This window comes from Fodinibius sp. Rm-B-1B1-1, from assembly GCF_038594945.1.
GTDB classification, from domain to species: Bacteria; Bacteroidota; Rhodothermia; order Balneolales; family Balneolaceae; genus Fodinibius; species Fodinibius alkaliphilus.
Map to the genome: position 1 here is coordinate 187,437 of NZ_JBCFYD010000002.1, position 18,445 is coordinate 205,881.

Sequence of the window (18,445 nt, forward strand, 5' to 3'; positions counted from 1 at the left end):
TAATTGGATTGATAAGCCTAAATTACTATGCTGATTATCTGAATTGTGATGCAATTAATGAAAGCCATGAGAGCAGCCAATCGAAATTTAGTGAAGGAGTTGTGGCATTTTGTGCTGCACCTGCGGTGGCATTACCAGCTGTTTATTTTATCCGGTGGTTTCTTGTTAGGGGGATTGTTGAGCTCGGGCTTGGAGATATGGTCGTTCATAATACAGTTTTTGAATGTTCACTTGCTGCTTTTTGGGGGTGCCACGGTTTATAATTCGTATTGGGATAAGGATGAAGGTCCTATTGGGGGGCTCAAACATCCCCCGAAAATAGTACCATGGATGTGGGGCGCTTCGTTGATTTTTCAATTTATAGGTTTTGGAATAGCGATAAGAGAAGGAGTTGTGTTCACAGGCATTTATGGATCGAGTATGTTTTTTTTCTGGCTGTATTCTACACCACTGGCACGATGGAAAGGTCATCCCATAAAAAGCTTGGTGGCCATCGGTGTGAGTACGGGCTTAAACGCTGTGTTAATGGGTTATCTGGCAGCTGGAAATTCTCAACTGCCATTTTGGGTGTTGGTGGCTGCTCTGGGAGCATCGTTATTGTTGCTTAGCTTATATCCCATATCACAAATTTATCAGCAGGATGAAGACCGAAAACGCGGAGATCGGACGTTTGCTGTGCGTTATGGGAAAAGGGGAGTTGAGCGATTTTTTATAGGGGGTTTTACGAGCGGGTTGGTACTCGTAGCTTTGGCAATGGGACAATCACACGTGATGTTGTCGGTGCTTTTTGGAGTTGTTGGACTGCTGATTTTGATAGTCGTATATCAAATTATTTCTTCTTTGGATAGTACGGAAGGTGACTATTCTACAGTTATGTGGATAAAATATGGAACGTCATTGGGTTTTGTATGCTTTCTAATTGCGAGCATTATCTTAAAGCATATCGAGATTGATGGAATATCTTGGGTTGCCAAATTGTTGTTAGAGTAAGACCTTCAAGGTGTTGTTCATCAATGATATGAACGTGAATTACAATTACATCTACAGACAATATGAGTATAGCAGCAGAACAGGTTATTACTGACGAAATAATTGACGAGGCTTATACCTATGAGGAATATCGGAACATGATTGATGAGCTTTTGGAGGAGGATAAAACAACAGGCGATAACCACTCCAAAGCGATGATCCATTATACGAAGATGAATGTACAGCGCATGAGTCGCTGGGATAAACGGGTAGACATTAATGATTCTTTGATTGATCTGCTTGAGAATATGGATGCAGAGTGGGTTTGGCTGGTCATTACTGAAGCGTGGTGTGGCGATGCAGCCCAAAATATTCCTGCTATTGTAAAAATGGCTAATGAAACTGATAAGATTGATATCCGGTTCATTTTACGGGATCAGAACCTTGATATTATGGATGAGTATTTGACTAATGGTGGACGTTCTATCCCAAAGCTCATATGTCTGGATGCCGAAACGCTCGAAGAGGTTGGTACGTGGGGACCGCGTCCAGAGGTGGCCCAGAAGAAGGCGATGGAATGGAAAGAAGATGAAAGCATCAGCAAAAAAGAGTGGGCTAAGAAACTCCATAAATGGTACGCTAAAAACCGGAATCAGGAGCTGCAGAAAGAGTTTGAGCAGTTAATTTCAGAATGGCAGCAGTAAATCCCAATAATAAAGAGTGTAGTTAGTTTGAGTAACAAAGATTCTTTTTACGAGCACGTAGCCCAAACCAGCGATGCGCCAATGGGATTGGAGATAGCCCGTGCTGAAGGTCCCTATATTTACACAACTGATGGCAAAGAGTATGTTGATTTTATTTCCGGTATTGCAGTGAGCAGTTTGGGACACCGTCATCCCAATGTTGTGGAGGCCGTTAAGCGTCAGGTTGATCGGCACTTGCATGTGATGGTGTACGGTGAGTTCATCCAGGAGCCGCAGTCAGCTTATGCTGAATTGCTGACGTCCCAATTGCCGGATAAATTGGACCGCGTTTATTTTGTAAACAGTGGTACCGAGGCTAATGAAGGAGCCCTCAAATTAGCCAAGAAGTATACGGGTCGTCATAAGTTTGTGGGATTTCATCATGGTTATCACGGCGATACGCACGGATCGCTGAGCGTAACAGGCCGAGATGTATATCGCGATCCGTACTTGCCACTGTTACCCGATGTCGACTTCTTGGATTTCAACAGTTTTGATGGATTAGAAACTATTGATGGAGAAACGGCAGCTGTAATTATGGAACCGATTCAGGGCGAAGGGGGGATTATCCCCGCAAACAAAGAGTGGCTGCAAGCAGTACGCCGACGTTGTAATGAGGTGGGGGCACTGCTTATTTTTGATGAGATCCAGACGGGTTTTTACCGTACGGGTTCGCTGTTTGCTTTCCAGGGATATGACGTTATGCCTGATATTATGAGTCTGGCTAAGGCAATGGGGGGAGGTATGCCAATGGGAGCTTTTGTATCCTCATCTGAAATTTTTGAAGTATTTAAGCATGATCCGCCCTTAAATCATGTGACGACTTTTGGTGGTCATCCCGTATCGTGTGCTGCGGCACATGCTACGCTTACGGAGTTGTTGTCGGATGATTATGGAGGTCGGGCAACAAAGATTGAGCAAATTGCGAAAAAAGAATTAACCGCAGATGGAATTTCTGAAATCCGTGGTGTGGGAGCGATGTTAGGTATGGAATTGGCTGATCGGGACCTTACGCAAAAGGTAGTTGAAGCATGTTTTAAGAAGGGAATCATCCTTGGGTGGACCCTTCACTCAAATACATTGGTACGATTGGCGCCGCCGTTAATCATTGAAGAGCAATTGCTTCGAGAAACTTTGCGTAGTATTAATCGACAAGTGAATCGATTTTCAGAGTAGCTTCTGACTGGAAATTTACTATACTTAATAACGTAGGTTATTTAATACTAAGAGAAAAAAGTCGCTATGAAATCAATTAATCCAGCAAATGGAGAGCTTATCGAAGAGTATAAACAGATGGATGATGAAGCCTTGCATGCTATTGTGGAAGATGCTGCTTCGGCACAAGAAAAGTGGCGGAAAAATTCGTATTACGAACGAAGTTTATTGTTGCAGCGCGTAGCTGAGTTATTGGAGGAACGGTCGTCGAAGTATGCAGAACTAATGGCTCGTGAGATGGGAAAGCCGCTGGCTCAGGGAAAGTCGGAGGCTGAAAAGTGCGCTTGGGTATGTAATTATTATGCCGAGAATACCAAGAAGTTTTTAAAGAATGAATATATCAAAACGGATGCCAGCGAGAGTTATATTACTTATAATCCGCTTGGTACTGTCTTGGCGATTATGCCGTGGAATTTTCCGTTCTGGCAGTTGTTTCGTTTTGCTGCTCCGGCGTTGATGGCTGGTAATGCAGTAATCTTAAAGCATGCTGCTAACGTTACGGGCTGTGCGTTGGCCATTGAGGAGCTTATGCATGAGGCTGGAATCTCCGACAATTTGTTCCGTACGGTGATTGCCGATAACGATCAAACAAACGAGCTTATCAAGCACCCGGATATTGCTGCAGTTACATTGACAGGAAGTACGCGGGCTGGAAAGGCCGTGGCATCAACGGCAGGAAGTGTGCTCAAGAAAACAGTATTGGAGCTGGGCGGTAGCGATCCATACCTGATTTTGGAAGATGCCGATGTGCAAAAATCAGCTGAGACCTGCGTGACTTCCCGCTTAATAAACAGTGGACAAAGTTGCATTGCGGCCAAACGATTTATTGTGGTTGAGGAGGTCTATGATGAATTTTTGGAGATTGTTGTAGATTTGATGACAGAGAAAAGGATAGGCGATCCGTTTGAGAGCCAAACAGATATTGGGCCTATGGCACGGGAAGATTTGCGGGATGGATTGCATGATCAGGTGCAGCAAAGTGTTAAAGCTGGAGCCGAGTGTATTATTGGCGGATATATACCGGATCAGGAAGGGTATTTTTATCCCCCAACTGTTCTTACGGAAGTTGCAAAAGGGATGCCGGCATACGAAGAAGAACTCTTTGGTCCGGTAGCATCGATTATTAAGGCTGAGAATGAACAAGAAGCAATTGCGATAGCCAACGACAATAAATATGGGTTGGGAGCAGCAGTATTTTCGGAGGATTTAGAACGAGCACAGTTTATTGCTGAGCATGAATTACAGGCAGGGTGCTGTTTTATCAATGATTTTGTGAAGTCTGATCCTCGGTTGCCATTTGGAGGAGTGAAACAATCAGGCTATGGTAGAGAATTGTCCCACCTTGGAATCAGGGAGTTTGTGAATGCCAAAACAGTATATAAAGCATAGTATTTTGTAAGGATTTGTGGTTTCGTTGGTCTTACTTATAGAGATAACTTCATTGAACTGATTTTGTGTGGAGTTACGTATCTATAAGTAGGTAAAGACAAATAAATCCAGAAAACTATGTTTAAACGTTACAAACTAATATTACCACTCGTATTAATAATTGTATTGGCAGGCTGTGGCAAGGATAATGGGGTAAACCCAGATCCTGGTGAACCACCCGCTTTGCCAGAAGTGCAAAGTGAAGCTGCACAACCTGATATTTCCTTTTTTGAAAATAATGAGCCCCAAAAAATTTTGGCCAAAGGAGATACGGCCAATTACTATGAGGCACGTTCATGGGCACTTTTGCAAGCTGGTACCTTCGCTTTTGCCAGTACTTATAACAGCTTTTTGATGGGAAGTAATAACGAAGAGGCTGTTTATGAAGATGGTATGTGGGTTTGGGAGTATTCATACCAAAGTGAGGAAGGAAGTTTTACTATGAAATTAACTTCTGAAGAAGTGTCTGATGGTTATGAATGGGCCATGTACTGGAGTTATGATGATGGGGAAACCAGCGTTGATAATTATAAGATAATGGAAGGTACTGTTTCGGAAGATGGTTCCGAAGGTAATTGGACGTTCAACTCATTAGATACGGAAACCAATGAAGAACGAGTAGCTTATACCTCAGAATGGACGGTTACCAGTGAGACGGAGAGTTCAATGGTAGCTAAGTGGTATGATGAATCTGGCACGGCTACATTAACAGCCAGTTATGAGAAGAATGAACCAAATCATACGATGGTTTACACCTATCCTAATGAGCCAAATATTACCTTATATTGGAATACGGATACCAATGAAGGATCATTTGAACAAGGGGGAGAAAGTTCTTGCTGGGATGAAGATTTTAAGGATATTCCTTGCAACTAAATCCTTACTATTTTGAGTTCAAAGCCTGGTGAAAGCCAGGCTTTTTCTTTTGCGTGGAAATAATGAAAAAGTATGACACTATGGTGTCATAAAATCTGTTATGCTTTAGGTGAGAAAGAAAAACAGATTGTGACTACCATGAATGAAAAGGACAAAAATCCGATTCGCGGTCGCGGTGCTTCGGATAATCCGGCAAATCGGTTTGAGGGTCGATACACCGATTATGATTTAGATGAGGATTCCGGAGAAAAGCCATCCCAGGAAACGAAACTGATTCGTGATGATACTAAAGAGATCCTCTCTAAGAATGACAGCCCCGATATCCCTTTTACTTATGGGTTGAACCCATATCGTGGATGCGAGCATGGGTGTATTTATTGTTATGCACGTCCCACCCACGAATTCTTGGGCTTTTCGGCCGGCCTTGATTTTGAATCACGGATCATGGTTAAATATGATGCCGCTGATAAATTACGTACTAAATTTGCTGATAAAAATTGGAAGCCCGAACCTATTACATTAAGTGGGGTTACCGATCCATATCAACCGGTTGAAAGAGAGCTTGAAATTACCAGGAGTTGCCTGGAGATTTTTGCTGAAGCACGGAACCCGGTGGGTATTATCACGAAGAATTATCTGGTCACTCGTGATATTGAGCTATTGAAAGAATTATCGCAATACAATGCGGTACATGTAACACTATCGATAACCACGCTTGATCGGGATTTGGCCCGGGTGATGGAACCACGAACTTCTCAGCCATATCGACGCTTGAAAGCCATCGAAAAATTGGCGGAGAATGATATTTCTGTAGGTGTTAATGTGGCTCCTATAATACCGGGACTTACTGATCATGAATGTCCCGGTATTTTAAAGGAAGCTCGTAATGCCGGGGCCACTCATGCCGGTTATACTATTGTTCGGTTACCTTATGGAGTTAAAGATTTGTTCACAGAATGGCTCGCACAACATTTCCCTGATCGCAAAGAAAAAGTACTGAATAGAATTCGTGATATGCGGGGCGGTAAGCTATATGAAAGTGAATTTGGCAAGCGTTTTACCGGAGAGGGAGAGTTTTACAGCCAAATAAAAAGCATGTTTAAGATTCATGTTGAAAAATATGGATTTAATCAGTCTCCATTATCATTGTCGAGAGAGCATTTTCAACGTCCCGAAAAGGGACAATTAACATTGTTTTAATGTAACATTTCTGGTGTATATATCGTTAAAGGAAACATAGAGATAGTACCTTGACCCGGTATCTGTAAAACAGGAAATTTTCTATTACCATAGCCCTGATTTGTCATGCAGATATCGGGTTTTTTTATTCATTTTCCATTTCATTTCGCATATATTCAGTGAACAGAAAACGCCTGATTTTTGTACGTTTAATCTGAATAAAATTTAAAACAAACACTATTACTGCTTATGTCAAGTACTCCTTCAACGATGATGGATCTGGGAACAAAAGCGCCAGATTTTAAATTATTTGATACCGTTAATAACCAGTTGGTTTCACTCGATGATTTTGATAATGCTAAGGGCCTGTTGGTTGTTTTTATGTGTAATCACTGTCCGTATGTGAAGCATATTTTAGATGAATTTGTAGTGGCGGCTCGCGATTTACAGCAAAAAGGTATTGGTGTTGTTGCAATAAGTTCTAATGATGTCGAGAACTATCCAGATGACAGCCCGGTTAAGATGGCTGCCGAAGCACGTGCCCACCAGTTTTCGTTCCCTTATCTATATGATGGTACGCAGGAAGTGGCAAAGGCATATAATGCAGCCTGTACACCTGACTTCTTTTTGTTTGATGAAAAAGATGAGTTGGTTTATCGCGGGCAATTTGATGACAGTCGTCCGGGTAATGATAAACCAGTAAATGGTAAAGATCTTCGAGAGGCAGTAGAATTATTATTTGATGGGAAGGTAAAAGAAGATCAAAAGCCAAGCATGGGATGTAACATTAAGTGGAAAAAGGGGAATGCTCCGGAATATTTTGAAGGGTAAGTAGTTGAGATGCCTGACAATAGTCGATCAGATAAAGAAATAGCAGAATTACGGCGCGAATATTCCCGGCAGGTATTGGCGGAATCAGAGGTTGCTGCGCATCCCATTGATCAATTCACGCAATGGTTTCAGCAGGCTCTTTCTGCCGAGCTGCTTGATGCCAATGCAATGACTCTTGCTACTGCAAATAAAGATGGGCAGCCTTCGTCACGCATTGTGTTGCTTAAAGGGGTTGATGAGAATGGATTCCGTTTTTATACGAACTACAATAGTAGAAAGGGACAGGAGTTAACAGAAAATCCCCATGCAGCGCTCTGTTTCTACTGGGCTCCTTTGGAACGTCAAGTGCGGATTGAGGGAAAGGTTGCAAAATTAAGTCAGGCGGCATCAAAAGAATATTTCAAGCAGCGTCCACGCGAAAGTCAATTGGGGGCTTGGGCTTCAAAGCAAAGTTCAAAAGTTGGTACCCGAGAAGCACTCGAAAATCGATTTAATGAAATCAAAGAGCGTTTTGAGGGACAGGAAGTGCCGTTACCGGAATTTTGGGGCGGATTTCTGCTTCGACCTCATCGGGTAGAATTTTGGCAAGGGCGTGAAGGGCGAATGCACGATCGGATCTGTTATGAAAAAAAAGATGATCGGTGGAATATCTTCAGACTTGCTCCGTAAAAAGCATTTCTCACAGTTGACATATCTTTAGCTCCGATGGGAAAAGGAAAACTCGAAAAATATAAGGAAGTATCAGCATTTTCGAATACCCTGGAGCTTACCAACTTTCAGGATGAGGAATCTGAAAAGCCAAGGGGACGTTGGCATACTGATGTTTTTGGCAATGACAATCCTATTGTATTGGAATTAGCGTGTGGTAAGGGTACGTATACGCTGGAGTTGGCACGACGGAATCCGCAGAAAAATTTTATAGGCGTTGATATTAAGGGACATCGTATTTGGAAGGGGGCAAAGGAAGCATTAGAAGAAGATTTGGATAATGTTCGGTTTCTCCGAATTTATATTGATCACCTTGATGAATATTTTGCCCCGAAAGAGGTTGATGAGATATGGATTACTTTTCCTGACCCTTATCCCCGTCATTCTAATCGCACCAAGCGACTTTCGAGTCCGAAGTTTTTAAAGATTTATCAAAGCGTAATGAAGCCGGAAGGAGTGGTTCATTTCAAGACGGATAGCAATGAGCTTTTTTCGTTTACGAAGAAAGTGGTCCGAAAGTCGGGATGCGAGGTGCAGGATAGGGTAGAAGAAATATATGATGAACGTCCCGATGATGAATTACTGACTATTCAAACCCATTTCGAAAAACGTCATCTTGAAAAGGGACGATCCATATCTTATATAAAATTTTCGTTACTCGGATCTAACATCACTTGGACCCTTGATTAGGGATTGATTATATCTCAAAAATAGTTTTATCAAGGTATTGCTTTATCGGAGCAGAAATGTTTAATTGCAAATAGTTAACACCGTTAACCTTTACTGATATGGCTCCGTCGAAGGAAAAAAGTCTTAAAAATAAGATTGTTAATGCAGCTCGGCAGGTATTGCTATCTGATGGGTATCGAAATTTTTCACTTCGCAAAATAGCTCGAACCATTGATGTAAGTGCTACGAGCATTTATCTGCATTTTGAAAACAAGGACGATTTGGTTCATACCCTAATTGAAGAGGCCATCGAGCGGCTAAACAATAGGCTCCAGAAAGTGGTTGCAGCCGGTAACAATCCCATCGAAAAGCTGGAAGCATTGGCACGGGAGTATGTGGACTTTGCCTTAGACCATCCGAGAGAGTACCAAGTGATTTATCTTGTCAGTTCGGATGAAATGACGCGCTATCCCAAAGAAAAATTCCGCAAGGCTCGAAAGGGATATGATCTTGTCATTGAAGTGCTAAAACAAGGGGTTGAAGAAGGATTAATTGCCGAGGAAAAACCAAGAATAGCAGCATATACATTTTGGGCACAACTGCACGGGGTGATGTCAGTGGTACTATCAAAGCGATTAGACACACGTATTAATCAGCAGGCATTTATAGAGGAGGCTATTGAACATATTATTGACGGATATCAAGTGCGGACTGCATTATCAACAAACAACAGAAAAGTGTGATTTAACCAATAGGTGATTGTTATGGAATTTTTGAATGAAAGCTTCGGATTTTTATTTCAGTACCCGTTGTGGGCTGTTATTGTAAGCATGGTAATTGTTGCTACGCTTTTTGCATTCTGGGGTACACCGCTTTGGGTTTGGGCCATAGCCGGATTTGTAGCACTTTGGGGGTTTTCTGCCCCAACCTGGCTTTTTGTAGTCTTTGCAGCCCTGGTGGTTGTATTCAATGTTAAACCTATTCGTCGCACGCTTCTAACAGGTCCGTTGATGAAATTATTGGATGCGATGAACTTTTTGCCTCAAATTTCTGAAACGGAACGTACGGCTATTGAAGCTGGTAATGTATGGGTAGATGCTGAGCTGTTTTCTGGTAAACCCAACTTGAAACGATTGGCAAGTGAATCTTATCCCGAATTAAGTGAAGAGGAGCAAGCATTTCTTGATGGGCCCGTGGAAAAACTCTGTTCAATGGTTTCGGACTGGGATGTGTTTGTCCGCAAAGGATTTACTGACGAAGTTTGGAACTTTATGCGTGAGCATAAGTTTTTTGGATTGATTATTCCCGAAAAATATGGTGGACTCGAATTTTCTGCTTCTGCACACAGTGCTATTGTCACAAAGTTGGCTTCGCGGTGTGGACCGCTGGCAACAACTGTGATGGTTCCCAATTCACTGGGGCCTGCTGAATTGCTAATGCATTATGGTACTGACGAGCAGAAAGATCGTTATCTGCCGAGACTGGCTACGGGAGAAGAAATGCCCTGTTTTGCACTCACAGAACCTACAGCTGGTTCGGATGCCGGGGCGATGACGGCCGAGGGTGAGGTATTCAAAGGAGATGACGGAGAGCTTTATATCCGCCTGAATTTTACTAAACGATATATTACTCTTGCGGCTATTTCAACGTTGATAGGACTTGCTTTTAAACTGCGTGACCCCGAAAACCATTTGGGGAAAGGAGAATATCCTGGTATTACATGTGCGCTTATCCCAAGTGATACTGAAGGCATTATTTTGGGGCGTCGGCACGATCCGCTGGGGGTACCGTTCTATAACTGTCCTATTGATGGAGAAGATGCCGTGGTATCGGTCAATCAAATTATTGGGGGGCCCGAACAGGCAGGAAATGGTTGGCGCATGCTGATGGAGTCGCTCGGCGTAGGACGTGGTATCTCACTGCCAGCGCAAAGTATGGGCGGTGCTAAAGTAGCAACGCGTGCACTTGGAGCTTATACGGCTGTCCGTAAACAGTTCGGTATCAACATTGGTAAGTTCGAAGGTATTGAGGAGCCGATGGCTCGTATTGGTGGATTCACGTACCTAATGGATGCTGCACGCCGTTATACATGTGCCGGACTGGATATTGGAGAAAAACCATCGGTAGTAACAGCAATCGCGAAATACAATTTTACGGAGCTGGGGCGTCAGATTGTTAATGATGCCATGGATATTCAGGGCGGAGCTGGAATTTCTCGTGGCCCTCGCAATATTTTTGCCCACGGTTATATTTCACTTCCTATTGCTATCACAGTTGAAGGAGCCAATATTTTGACGCGGAGTCTGATGATCTTTGGTCAGGGTGCTATTCGTTGTCACCCTTATGCCTATGATGAAATTGACGCTTTAACCCGCGGTGATGTAAAGGCTTTTGATGGTGCTTTTTGGAAGCATATCGGTCACGTGGTGCAGAACATGTCCCGTTCGTTGCTAATGAGCCTGACACGGGGTACTATTGCTTCTTCACCAGTTAGTGGACCAGCTAAAAAGTATTACAAGAAATTGTCCTGGGCTTCTGCCTCGTTCGCCTTTTTAGCTGATGTTGCGCTCGGTTCTTATGGTGGTGGACTCAAAATTAAAGAGAAGATCAGTGGTCGCTTCGCGGACATTTTAAGTTGGATGTATCTTGCTACTGCAACCTTACGTCGTTACGATGCGGAGGGACAACGAGAAGAAGATCGCATCTTTTTCGAGTGGTCGATGGAGTATGCTTTTGCCCAAATCCAAGAAGCCTTTGATGCTATATATCGTGAAATTAAAGTACCGGGTCTAAGCTGGTTATTCCGAGGACCTATTGCTCTGTGGTCGCGGATGAATCGCATTAGTAGTATGCCGTCTGATAAATTGGGACACAAAGTGGCTCAGGCCATGCAGCAACGAAGCGAACAGCGTGATCGCATCACAGATGGAATTTATATTCCTGAAGATAAGGAGGAGGCGCTCGGCCGTTATGAATACGCTTTTAGGCTTTCGCAAGAAGCTGCACCAATTTATAAGAAGATTCATAAGGCAACCAAGAAAAAAGAACTACCTAAAACGCAGGTGCGTTTTGTAATTGATCAGGCGTTGGAGAAAGGCATTATTGATGATGACGAAGCTGTACTGCTACGTAAAGCCGAAAACGCTCGCGTAGATATGGTTCAGGTTGATGACTTTACGCTTGAAGAGTATGAAAACCTGACACCATCGACTCCCAAACTTAAAGATAGTGCCAAAGCAGAAAATATAGCTGAATAATGGTTCATGCTAATTTCTCTTGAATGTAGGACGCCCCGTTAGCCTTTTCGGTTAGCGGGGCTTTTTTTGTGGCAAAACCCCAAATTAAATGAAATATTAGGCACTTAATCGGAAGAGTGTTATAAATACCATCGCAATATGCAAGAGAATCAGAGTTTGTCTTGGCAAATTTGGATTGACACTGGGGGTACGTTTACGGATTGTATTGCTCGAACACCCGACGGCCATCGCAAAACCGCCAAAGTGCTAAGTAACAGCTCTTTACGTGGTAAAATCACAAGTGCCGGTTCAGAGACTCATACCTATAAAATAGAGCAGGAATGGGATGCACCGGATGACTTTGTTAAAGGATTTTGTTTCAAGTTATTAGGAGATAATAAAAGCGAAGCCAAAGTTACAGCTTTTGATAGCAAAACCTCTGTATTAACATTAGATCGTTCGATCCAGGTCAATGAGGGAGTATCTTTTGAAGTGCGATCGGATGAGGAGGCCCCGGTGTTGGCTATGCGACTGGTGACCGAAACGTCGGTCAGGGATACATTGCCACCCATCGATTTGCGATTGGCAACGACCAAGGCAACCAATGCACTGCTTGAAGAAAAGGGTGTGCCCACAGCTTTCTTTGTTACAAATGGATTCGAAGATCTGCTGGAAATTAGTACGCAGCAGCGTCCGGATCTTTTTGCATTGGAAATAAAAAAGCGATGCCCAATCTATGAGCAGGTGGTGGGGGTAGAAGAGCGGTTGGGTACTGATGGAGATATCATAACGAGCTTAGAGCTTTCGCCGCTCGAGTCCAGAGTAGAGCAGATACTGGGTGAGGGCATAAAGTCGGCGGCTGTTGCGTTTATGCATAGCTATAAAAACGGGGAGCACGAGCGCCAATTAAAACAATGGCTGCTGGAAAAGGGATTCGAGCATGTATCCATATCCTCTGAGCTCAGCCCTTTTATTCGGATTATCCCCCGCGCCGAAACGACCTTGGTCAATGCTTACCTGGTACCGATTATTCAGAGGTATCTCGATGATGTAGAGGCTGTGCTTCCAGAAGAAAATATGCACATAATGACCAGCGCAGGTGGACTTACCCAAAAGCAAGATTACTTACCAAAGGACAGTTTGCTGAGCGGTCCGGCGGGTGGAGTTGTAGGTGCGGCTGCAGTGGGAAAAGAAGCTGCTTTCGATAAAATAATCTCGTTGGATATGGGCGGGACCAGCACAGATGTGTCTCGCTACGATTCGGATTTTGAATATAACTTCGAACACCAGGTCGGTAATGCTCATCTTATTGCTCCTACACTCAACATCGAGACCGTTGCGGCAGGCGGTGGATCCATCTGCTATTTTGATGGATATAAGCTTTGCGTGGGACCGCAAAGTGCAGGAGCGTGGCCGGGTCCGGCCTGTTACGGTGCGGGTGGCCCGCTAACTATTACCGATGTGAATCTTTTGCTGGGTCGTTTGGATCCCCGGAACTTTCATATCCCTGTGGATGTGGAAGCTGCTAAAAAGAAGCTAAAAGAGTTGCAAAAAGAAGTTGAAGCGACAGGACGAGAAAATCCCACTGAACAAGAGCTATTATCGGGATTTTTGAAAATTGCCAACGAACGGATGGCCGACGTCATCAGAAAAGTGTCCGTTCGCAAGGGTTATGATACCCGTGAATATGGAATGGTAGCGTTTGGTGGGGCCGGCGGTCAGCATGCCTGCGCGATTGCTCGTCGCCTGAATATCGATACGGTATTGGTACCTAAAGAAGCGGGGTTACTGAGCGCTTATGGCATCGGTAACGCCCGCATCGAGCAGTTTGCAGAAACGCAACTCTTGAAGTCCTATGATCAGGTTGAAGATGAACTGGAGCAATTTTGTGAGAGTCTGGCACAGCAAGCTCGGCAAAAGCTAAAAGACACCGGGATTGAAAGTGACCGAATTGTTGAGCGACGGCAAATTTTATCGATGCGTTTAGAGGGACAGGAGACCTCCATCGAGATTGATTACGATCCGGAATCGGATCCCAAAAAAATATTTAAGAAAGCATACGAAGAACAGTACGGCCATTGGATATCGGACCGTGCTATTGAGGTGGAAAGCCTGAGGGTAGTCGCTTCGGTGAAAACGAATACTCAGGAGAAAAAAGCTATTTCCAAAGTTCAGGGAGCCCCAAAACCAAAGTTCGAGAAACCAATTTGGTTTGAGGGTGAAGAGAAAGCTACGCCTGTATATGATCGCAACGATTTTAAACAGGGACACGAGATTGACGGACCTGCATTGGTTCTGGATCCCCATAGTACGATTGTTGTGGAGCCTGATTGGAGGCTGTCAGTAACGGAGCAGGATACTTTAAAGATAGATCGACAAAAAAGTAAGGAGGATGTTGACGATCAGGTAGTATCTGAGGTCGTAAAGTTGGAGCTTTTTACCAATAGGTTTAGCTCCATTGCCGAAGAAATGGGAGAGGTGCTCCGGCGCACAGCGCTGTCGGTGAATGTTAAAGACCGGCTGGATTTTTCGTGTGCTTTACTAAATGCAGAAGGAGAACTGGTCGTAAATGCACCTCATATCCCGGTGCATCTTGGTGCTTTGGGATTGTGTGTGCGGAAGCTTAAGGAACATATTACCATGGAGCCTGGTGATGTTGTTATTACCAATCACCCGGCTTATGGAGGTTCGCACCTACCAGATGTAACTATTGTAACGCCAGTTTTTACGGATGATCATCAGCTTGTGGGGTATGCCGCCAGTCGTGCGCACCATGCCGAAATTGGAGGGACGGCTCCGGGATCAATGCCGCCGACGGCAACCAGCCTTGCGGAAGAGGGTGTAGTGATTCCACCGATGTATGTGATTAAAAACGGTAATGAGCGATGGGATGAAATTAAAAATCATCTTCGCAACGGAGAATATCCAAGCCGGAATGTGGAGGAAAATATAGCAGATATTAGGGCAGCAATAGCTGCCAATCAGCGTGGACGGAATAGCTTAAGATTGCTATGCGAAAATTATGGTTTTGAAGAAGTACATCACTATATGGCAGCGTTGACCAATCACGCCGAGCAGAAAATGTGTGATACTATCAAAAATATACCTTCAGGCCAATACGAAAGTGAGGAGTTTTTGGATGATGGAACGCCGTTGAAAGTATCGTTGCAGATAAAAGAGGAGGATATTGAGATTGATTTTTCCGGCACGGGTGCGGTGCATCCCCGTAACCTGAATGCGACTCCGGCTATTGTTAACAGTGTGGTAATGTATGTGCTACGCTTGCTGATTGACGAGCAAATTCCGCTGAATGAGGGGATTTTAAAGCCGATAAATATGGAGTTACCCACTTGTTTGCTTAATCCTGATTTTGATGAAGATCCGAGCCAATGTCCCGCTGTGGTAGGTGGCAATGTTGAGGTAAGCCAGCGTTTGGTCGATACCTTGCTCAAGCCTTTTGAACGCGTGGCTTGTAGCCAGGGCACGATGAATAATATTTTGTTTGGCAATGACAAATTTGGGTACTATGAAACGGTCGGCGGAGGAACGGGAGCGGGGCCTGATTTTGAGGGGGCGAATGCCGTTCATCATCATATGACAAATACGCGTGGTACCGATCCTGAAGTGTTGGAACATCGTTATCCGGTCCTGCTCGAAAAATACGCGATTCGAAAAGGATCAGGCGGAAAAGGAAAACATCGGGGTGGCAATGGTATTGTTCGAAAGATTAAGTTCCTGGAACCGGTCGAGTTGACTGTCTTAACGCAACATCGAAAAGAAGTGCCATACGGATTACAAGGTGGAGAGTCGGGCCAAGCTGGTGAACAATATGTTGTAAGAAATGATGGGCGGCGTGAACAGTTGGCTGCAACAGATGGAAAATTCTTGGAAGCTGGAGATCGATTTATCCTTAAGACACCCGGCGGCGGTGGCTTTGGGAAGCCACCGGAGTATTAATTAGGGTTAATTTTCAATAACAACACTATGAAAAAACGTTTGTTGGAAATTTTATTTTGGGGCGTTATCTCGGCAGCTTTTATTGGTCCCGGTACCATAACAACGGCGGCCGCGGCGGGTGCTGAATTTGGATACGCTATCGTCTGGGCACTGGTTTTTTCGACCATCGCCTGCATTATTTTGCAGGAGTCGAGCGCGCGGTTAACCGTGGCCTCGGGTATCAACCTGGGTGAAGCCCTCAAGAAATATTTGTCAGATAGTATGCTGGGCAAGACAACACTCTGGTTGATTCTCGCGGCTATTATTCTCGGCTGTGCTGCCTACGAAGCGGGCAATATTTTGGGTGCTGTGGCTGGTATCGAGCTGCTACTGAATATACCATCGTACTGGGTAACCTCGCTGATCGGTATAATCGTTTTCTTATTGTTTTGGGTTAACAGCGTGGATGTAGTTGCTAAAATTATGGGCGTTATTGTTGCTTTTATGGGGGCTTGCTTTTTTGCTACGGCTGTAATTATGCAACCTGATTGGGGATCACTCTTGCAGAACATGGCGCTTCCCAGTTTCCCCGAAGGGTCGAGCATGCTTGTTTTGGCGCTTATTGGGACAACCGTTGTACCCTATAATCTGTTTTTGGGCTCCGGGATTGCAGCGGGTAAAAATTTGAAAGAAATGCGCATTAGCTTGACCATCGCGATTGGCCTTGGTGGACTCATTTCTATTGCGGTATTGGTTGTGGGGACGGCCATCATGGGGGAATTCAGTTTTGAAGGGCTTGCCGCCGCGTTAAGCGTACAGCTTGGTGGTTGGGCTTCAGTATTGTTGGGACTCGGATTGTTTGCCGCGGGATTAACGTCGTCGATAACGGCCCCGATGGCAGCAGCTATTACGGCGCGAAGTATTTTAGCGGAAAAGGATAAAAAATCTAAAGGCAAGTGGAAGGAAAAGGGGAGATTCTTTCGGATGGTCTGGATTGTGGTATTGCTGGTAGGACTCGCTTTTGGTCTATCACAAGTACGTCCCGTGCCCGCCATTATTCTGGCTCAGGCACTAAATGGAATTATTCTCCCACTGGTTGCGATCGGGTTGTTGATACTGGTTAATAATTTAGAGCTTATGACTCAGCGATCGGTGAATACGATTTTGTTTAATGTTGTGATGAGCATTGTAGTATTTATTACTATCATTATTGGAGTACGAAATATAGCGGGGGCGTTCACCAATTTTCTACCGATCGAACTTGTAAAAGAATCTTACATTTTAGGGACTTCTTTAATTGTGACGCTATTAATCAGCTGGCCAGTGTATCGAACAATTAGAAGATTACGAGAACAAAACTGATTATAATTTCCCAAAGGCTACCAGCCGCCGCTGGCACCACCACCGCCGGAGCCAAATCCGCCCCCGCCGCTGAAGCCCCCAAATCCACCGCTGCCGGAACTTCCGCCTCCGAAACCGCCACCGCCGAGGAAGATAAACCCACCGGGACCAAGGGTTCTTCTTCGCTTACCTTTTTTACCACGCCCTTTACCTCCACCACAGGAAGAGGAGTAAAAGACAAAAAAGAGAAACAATAAGAAAATGATAAAGTCAGCGGTATTGCCGTCTTCTGATGATTTATTTTCAGTCAATTGCCCTTGGAACTCTCCGCTTGCGAGTTGAATGAGTGCTGAGGTAGCTCGATCTAATCCTCCGTAATAATCAGCTTTCTTAAAGCTGGGGGTCAATATTTCACGAACAATTCGTCCCGCCATTACATCAGGGATAGCACCTTCCAATCCATATCCTACTTCAATACGCATTTTACGTTCTTCCTGAGCAATAAGAATGAGTACTCCGTTATCTTTATTGTCTTCCCACATTTTCCAATCATTAAATAAGGTGGTAGCCGCTTCTTCAATTGAGATCCCACCCAAGTTATCGAGCGTAGCAATAGAAATTACGGTAGTGGTTGTATCTCTATAATTGCGTAGTTTCTCTTCGAGCTGTTGACGTTCACCGGATGTAAGCATTTTGGCGAAATCATTGACGTGACCCACTGGTTCGGAGGGTAGGTCCTGTGCCAAAATAATACTGGGTAACAGGAATAGCGCGAGCAGAAAAGTTTTAAATAATGATGTTCTTCGTTTCGTGGAAAACATAACGGCTGTACTAAAAATTAAATCCTAATTCTTGTTGTTATTATAGCTAACCTCATTCGAAAGTTCATCGAGATCTCCTTTCTGATGATAAGGGAACAGTTGCTCCAGTTTATTGCCTACTTTATGGACGGCTTTCTCAATACCCTCTTCGTATTCCTCATTTTTAAAGTGTTGAACTAAGATTTGCAGTATATCATCCCAGAATCCCTCATCAACTTCACGATGAATGCCTTTTCCCGCATAGACGGCTGCTTTGTGGTCTTCTGTAGCAATATATATTAAAACGCCATTTTGTAGCTGGGTTTCATCCATACCCAGCTCGTGAAAAATTTGGGCCGCTTGATCTAATGCATCTCCTTCGCAGTGATGTTCAAGATGTATACGGATTTCTCCCGATGTTTTTTGTTCAGCATTATTAATTGCTTCAACAATCTGCTGTTCTTCTTGTTCGCTTAAAAATTGTCTGGCAGGCATAGGAAAGTGTTAATAATTC

At 44.1% G+C, this 18,445-nt stretch carries 15 protein-coding genes; 13 read left to right on the plus strand and 2 right to left on the minus strand.

What is annotated here, in order from left to right; translation table 11 throughout:
* Positions 1-57 precede the first annotated feature (57 nt).
* The 13 genes from AAFH98_RS08185 to AAFH98_RS08245 all read left to right on the plus strand — a co-directional run bounded on the left by AAFH98_RS08185 (position 58) and on the right by AAFH98_RS08245 (position 17,152).
* Entirely contained in the window at positions 58-990 is a 933-nt protein-coding gene (locus AAFH98_RS08185) for a UbiA family prenyltransferase (protein ID WP_342522214.1), read from the plus strand.
* Between the two features lie 62 nt (positions 991-1,052).
* Entirely contained in the window at positions 1,053-1,673 is a 621-nt protein-coding gene (locus tag AAFH98_RS08190) for a thioredoxin family protein (RefSeq protein WP_342522215.1), read from the plus strand.
* Between the two features lie 27 nt (positions 1,674-1,700).
* Positions 1,701-2,888 carry an aspartate aminotransferase family protein gene (locus AAFH98_RS08195; protein ID WP_342522216.1) on the plus strand — a complete coding sequence of 396 codons (1,188 nt, stop codon included), beginning with the start codon at positions 1,701-1,703 and terminating at the stop codon, positions 2,886-2,888.
* Between the two features lie 66 nt (positions 2,889-2,954).
* Positions 2,955-4,316: an NAD-dependent succinate-semialdehyde dehydrogenase gene (locus AAFH98_RS08200; RefSeq protein WP_342522217.1), complete on the plus strand. Its 1,362-nt coding sequence runs from the start codon at positions 2,955-2,957 to the stop codon at positions 4,314-4,316.
* Between the two features lie 117 nt (positions 4,317-4,433).
* The gene (locus tag AAFH98_RS08205) at positions 4,434-5,231 is read left to right on the plus strand and encodes a hypothetical protein (protein WP_342522218.1); all 798 of its coding nucleotides are present in this window, start codon (positions 4,434-4,436) and stop codon (positions 5,229-5,231) included.
* A 72-nt stretch (positions 5,232-5,303) separates the two neighbouring features.
* Positions 5,304-6,431, plus strand: coding sequence for a PA0069 family radical SAM protein (locus AAFH98_RS08210; RefSeq protein WP_342522219.1), 1,128 nt, complete (start codon positions 5,304-5,306; stop codon positions 6,429-6,431).
* Between the two features lie 228 nt (positions 6,432-6,659).
* Positions 6,660-7,241, plus strand: coding sequence for a thioredoxin family protein (locus AAFH98_RS08215; protein WP_342522220.1), 582 nt, complete (start codon positions 6,660-6,662; stop codon positions 7,239-7,241).
* A 9-nt stretch (positions 7,242-7,250) separates the two neighbouring features.
* Positions 7,251-7,910, plus strand: coding sequence for a pyridoxamine 5'-phosphate oxidase (gene pdxH, locus AAFH98_RS08220; RefSeq protein ID WP_342522221.1), 660 nt, complete (start codon positions 7,251-7,253; stop codon positions 7,908-7,910).
* A gap of 36 nt (positions 7,911-7,946) precedes the next feature.
* Positions 7,947-8,639: a tRNA (guanosine(46)-N7)-methyltransferase TrmB gene (gene trmB / locus AAFH98_RS08225; protein WP_342522222.1), complete on the plus strand. Its 693-nt coding sequence runs from the start codon at positions 7,947-7,949 to the stop codon at positions 8,637-8,639.
* A 98-nt stretch (positions 8,640-8,737) separates the two neighbouring features.
* Entirely contained in the window at positions 8,738-9,361 is a 624-nt protein-coding gene (locus AAFH98_RS08230; protein WP_342522223.1) for a TetR/AcrR family transcriptional regulator, read from the plus strand.
* Between the two features lie 21 nt (positions 9,362-9,382).
* On the plus strand, positions 9,383-11,875 hold the full coding sequence (locus AAFH98_RS08235) for an acyl-CoA dehydrogenase (RefSeq protein WP_342522224.1): 2,493 nt from the start codon (positions 9,383-9,385) through the stop codon (positions 11,873-11,875).
* Between the two features lie 138 nt (positions 11,876-12,013).
* Positions 12,014-15,811 carry a hydantoinase B/oxoprolinase family protein gene (locus tag AAFH98_RS08240; protein ID WP_342522225.1) on the plus strand — a complete coding sequence of 1,266 codons (3,798 nt, stop codon included), beginning with the start codon at positions 12,014-12,016 and terminating at the stop codon, positions 15,809-15,811.
* Positions 15,812-15,838: 27 nt separating this feature from the next.
* Positions 15,839-17,152 carry an Nramp family divalent metal transporter gene (locus AAFH98_RS08245; protein ID WP_342522226.1) on the plus strand — a complete coding sequence of 438 codons (1,314 nt, stop codon included), beginning with the start codon at positions 15,839-15,841 and terminating at the stop codon, positions 17,150-17,152.
* A gap of 17 nt (positions 17,153-17,169) precedes the next feature.
* Here AAFH98_RS08245 and AAFH98_RS08250 read toward each other — a convergent pair whose 3' ends face one another.
* Positions 17,170-17,952, minus strand: a complete 783-nt coding sequence (locus AAFH98_RS08250) for a TPM domain-containing protein (RefSeq protein ID WP_342522227.1) — start codon at positions 17,950-17,952, stop codon at positions 17,170-17,172.
* 24 nt (positions 17,953-17,976) lie between these two features.
* Positions 17,977-18,426: a TPM domain-containing protein gene (locus AAFH98_RS08255; RefSeq protein WP_342522228.1), complete on the minus strand. Its 450-nt coding sequence runs from the start codon at positions 18,424-18,426 to the stop codon at positions 17,977-17,979.
* Positions 18,427-18,445 lie beyond the last annotated feature (19 nt).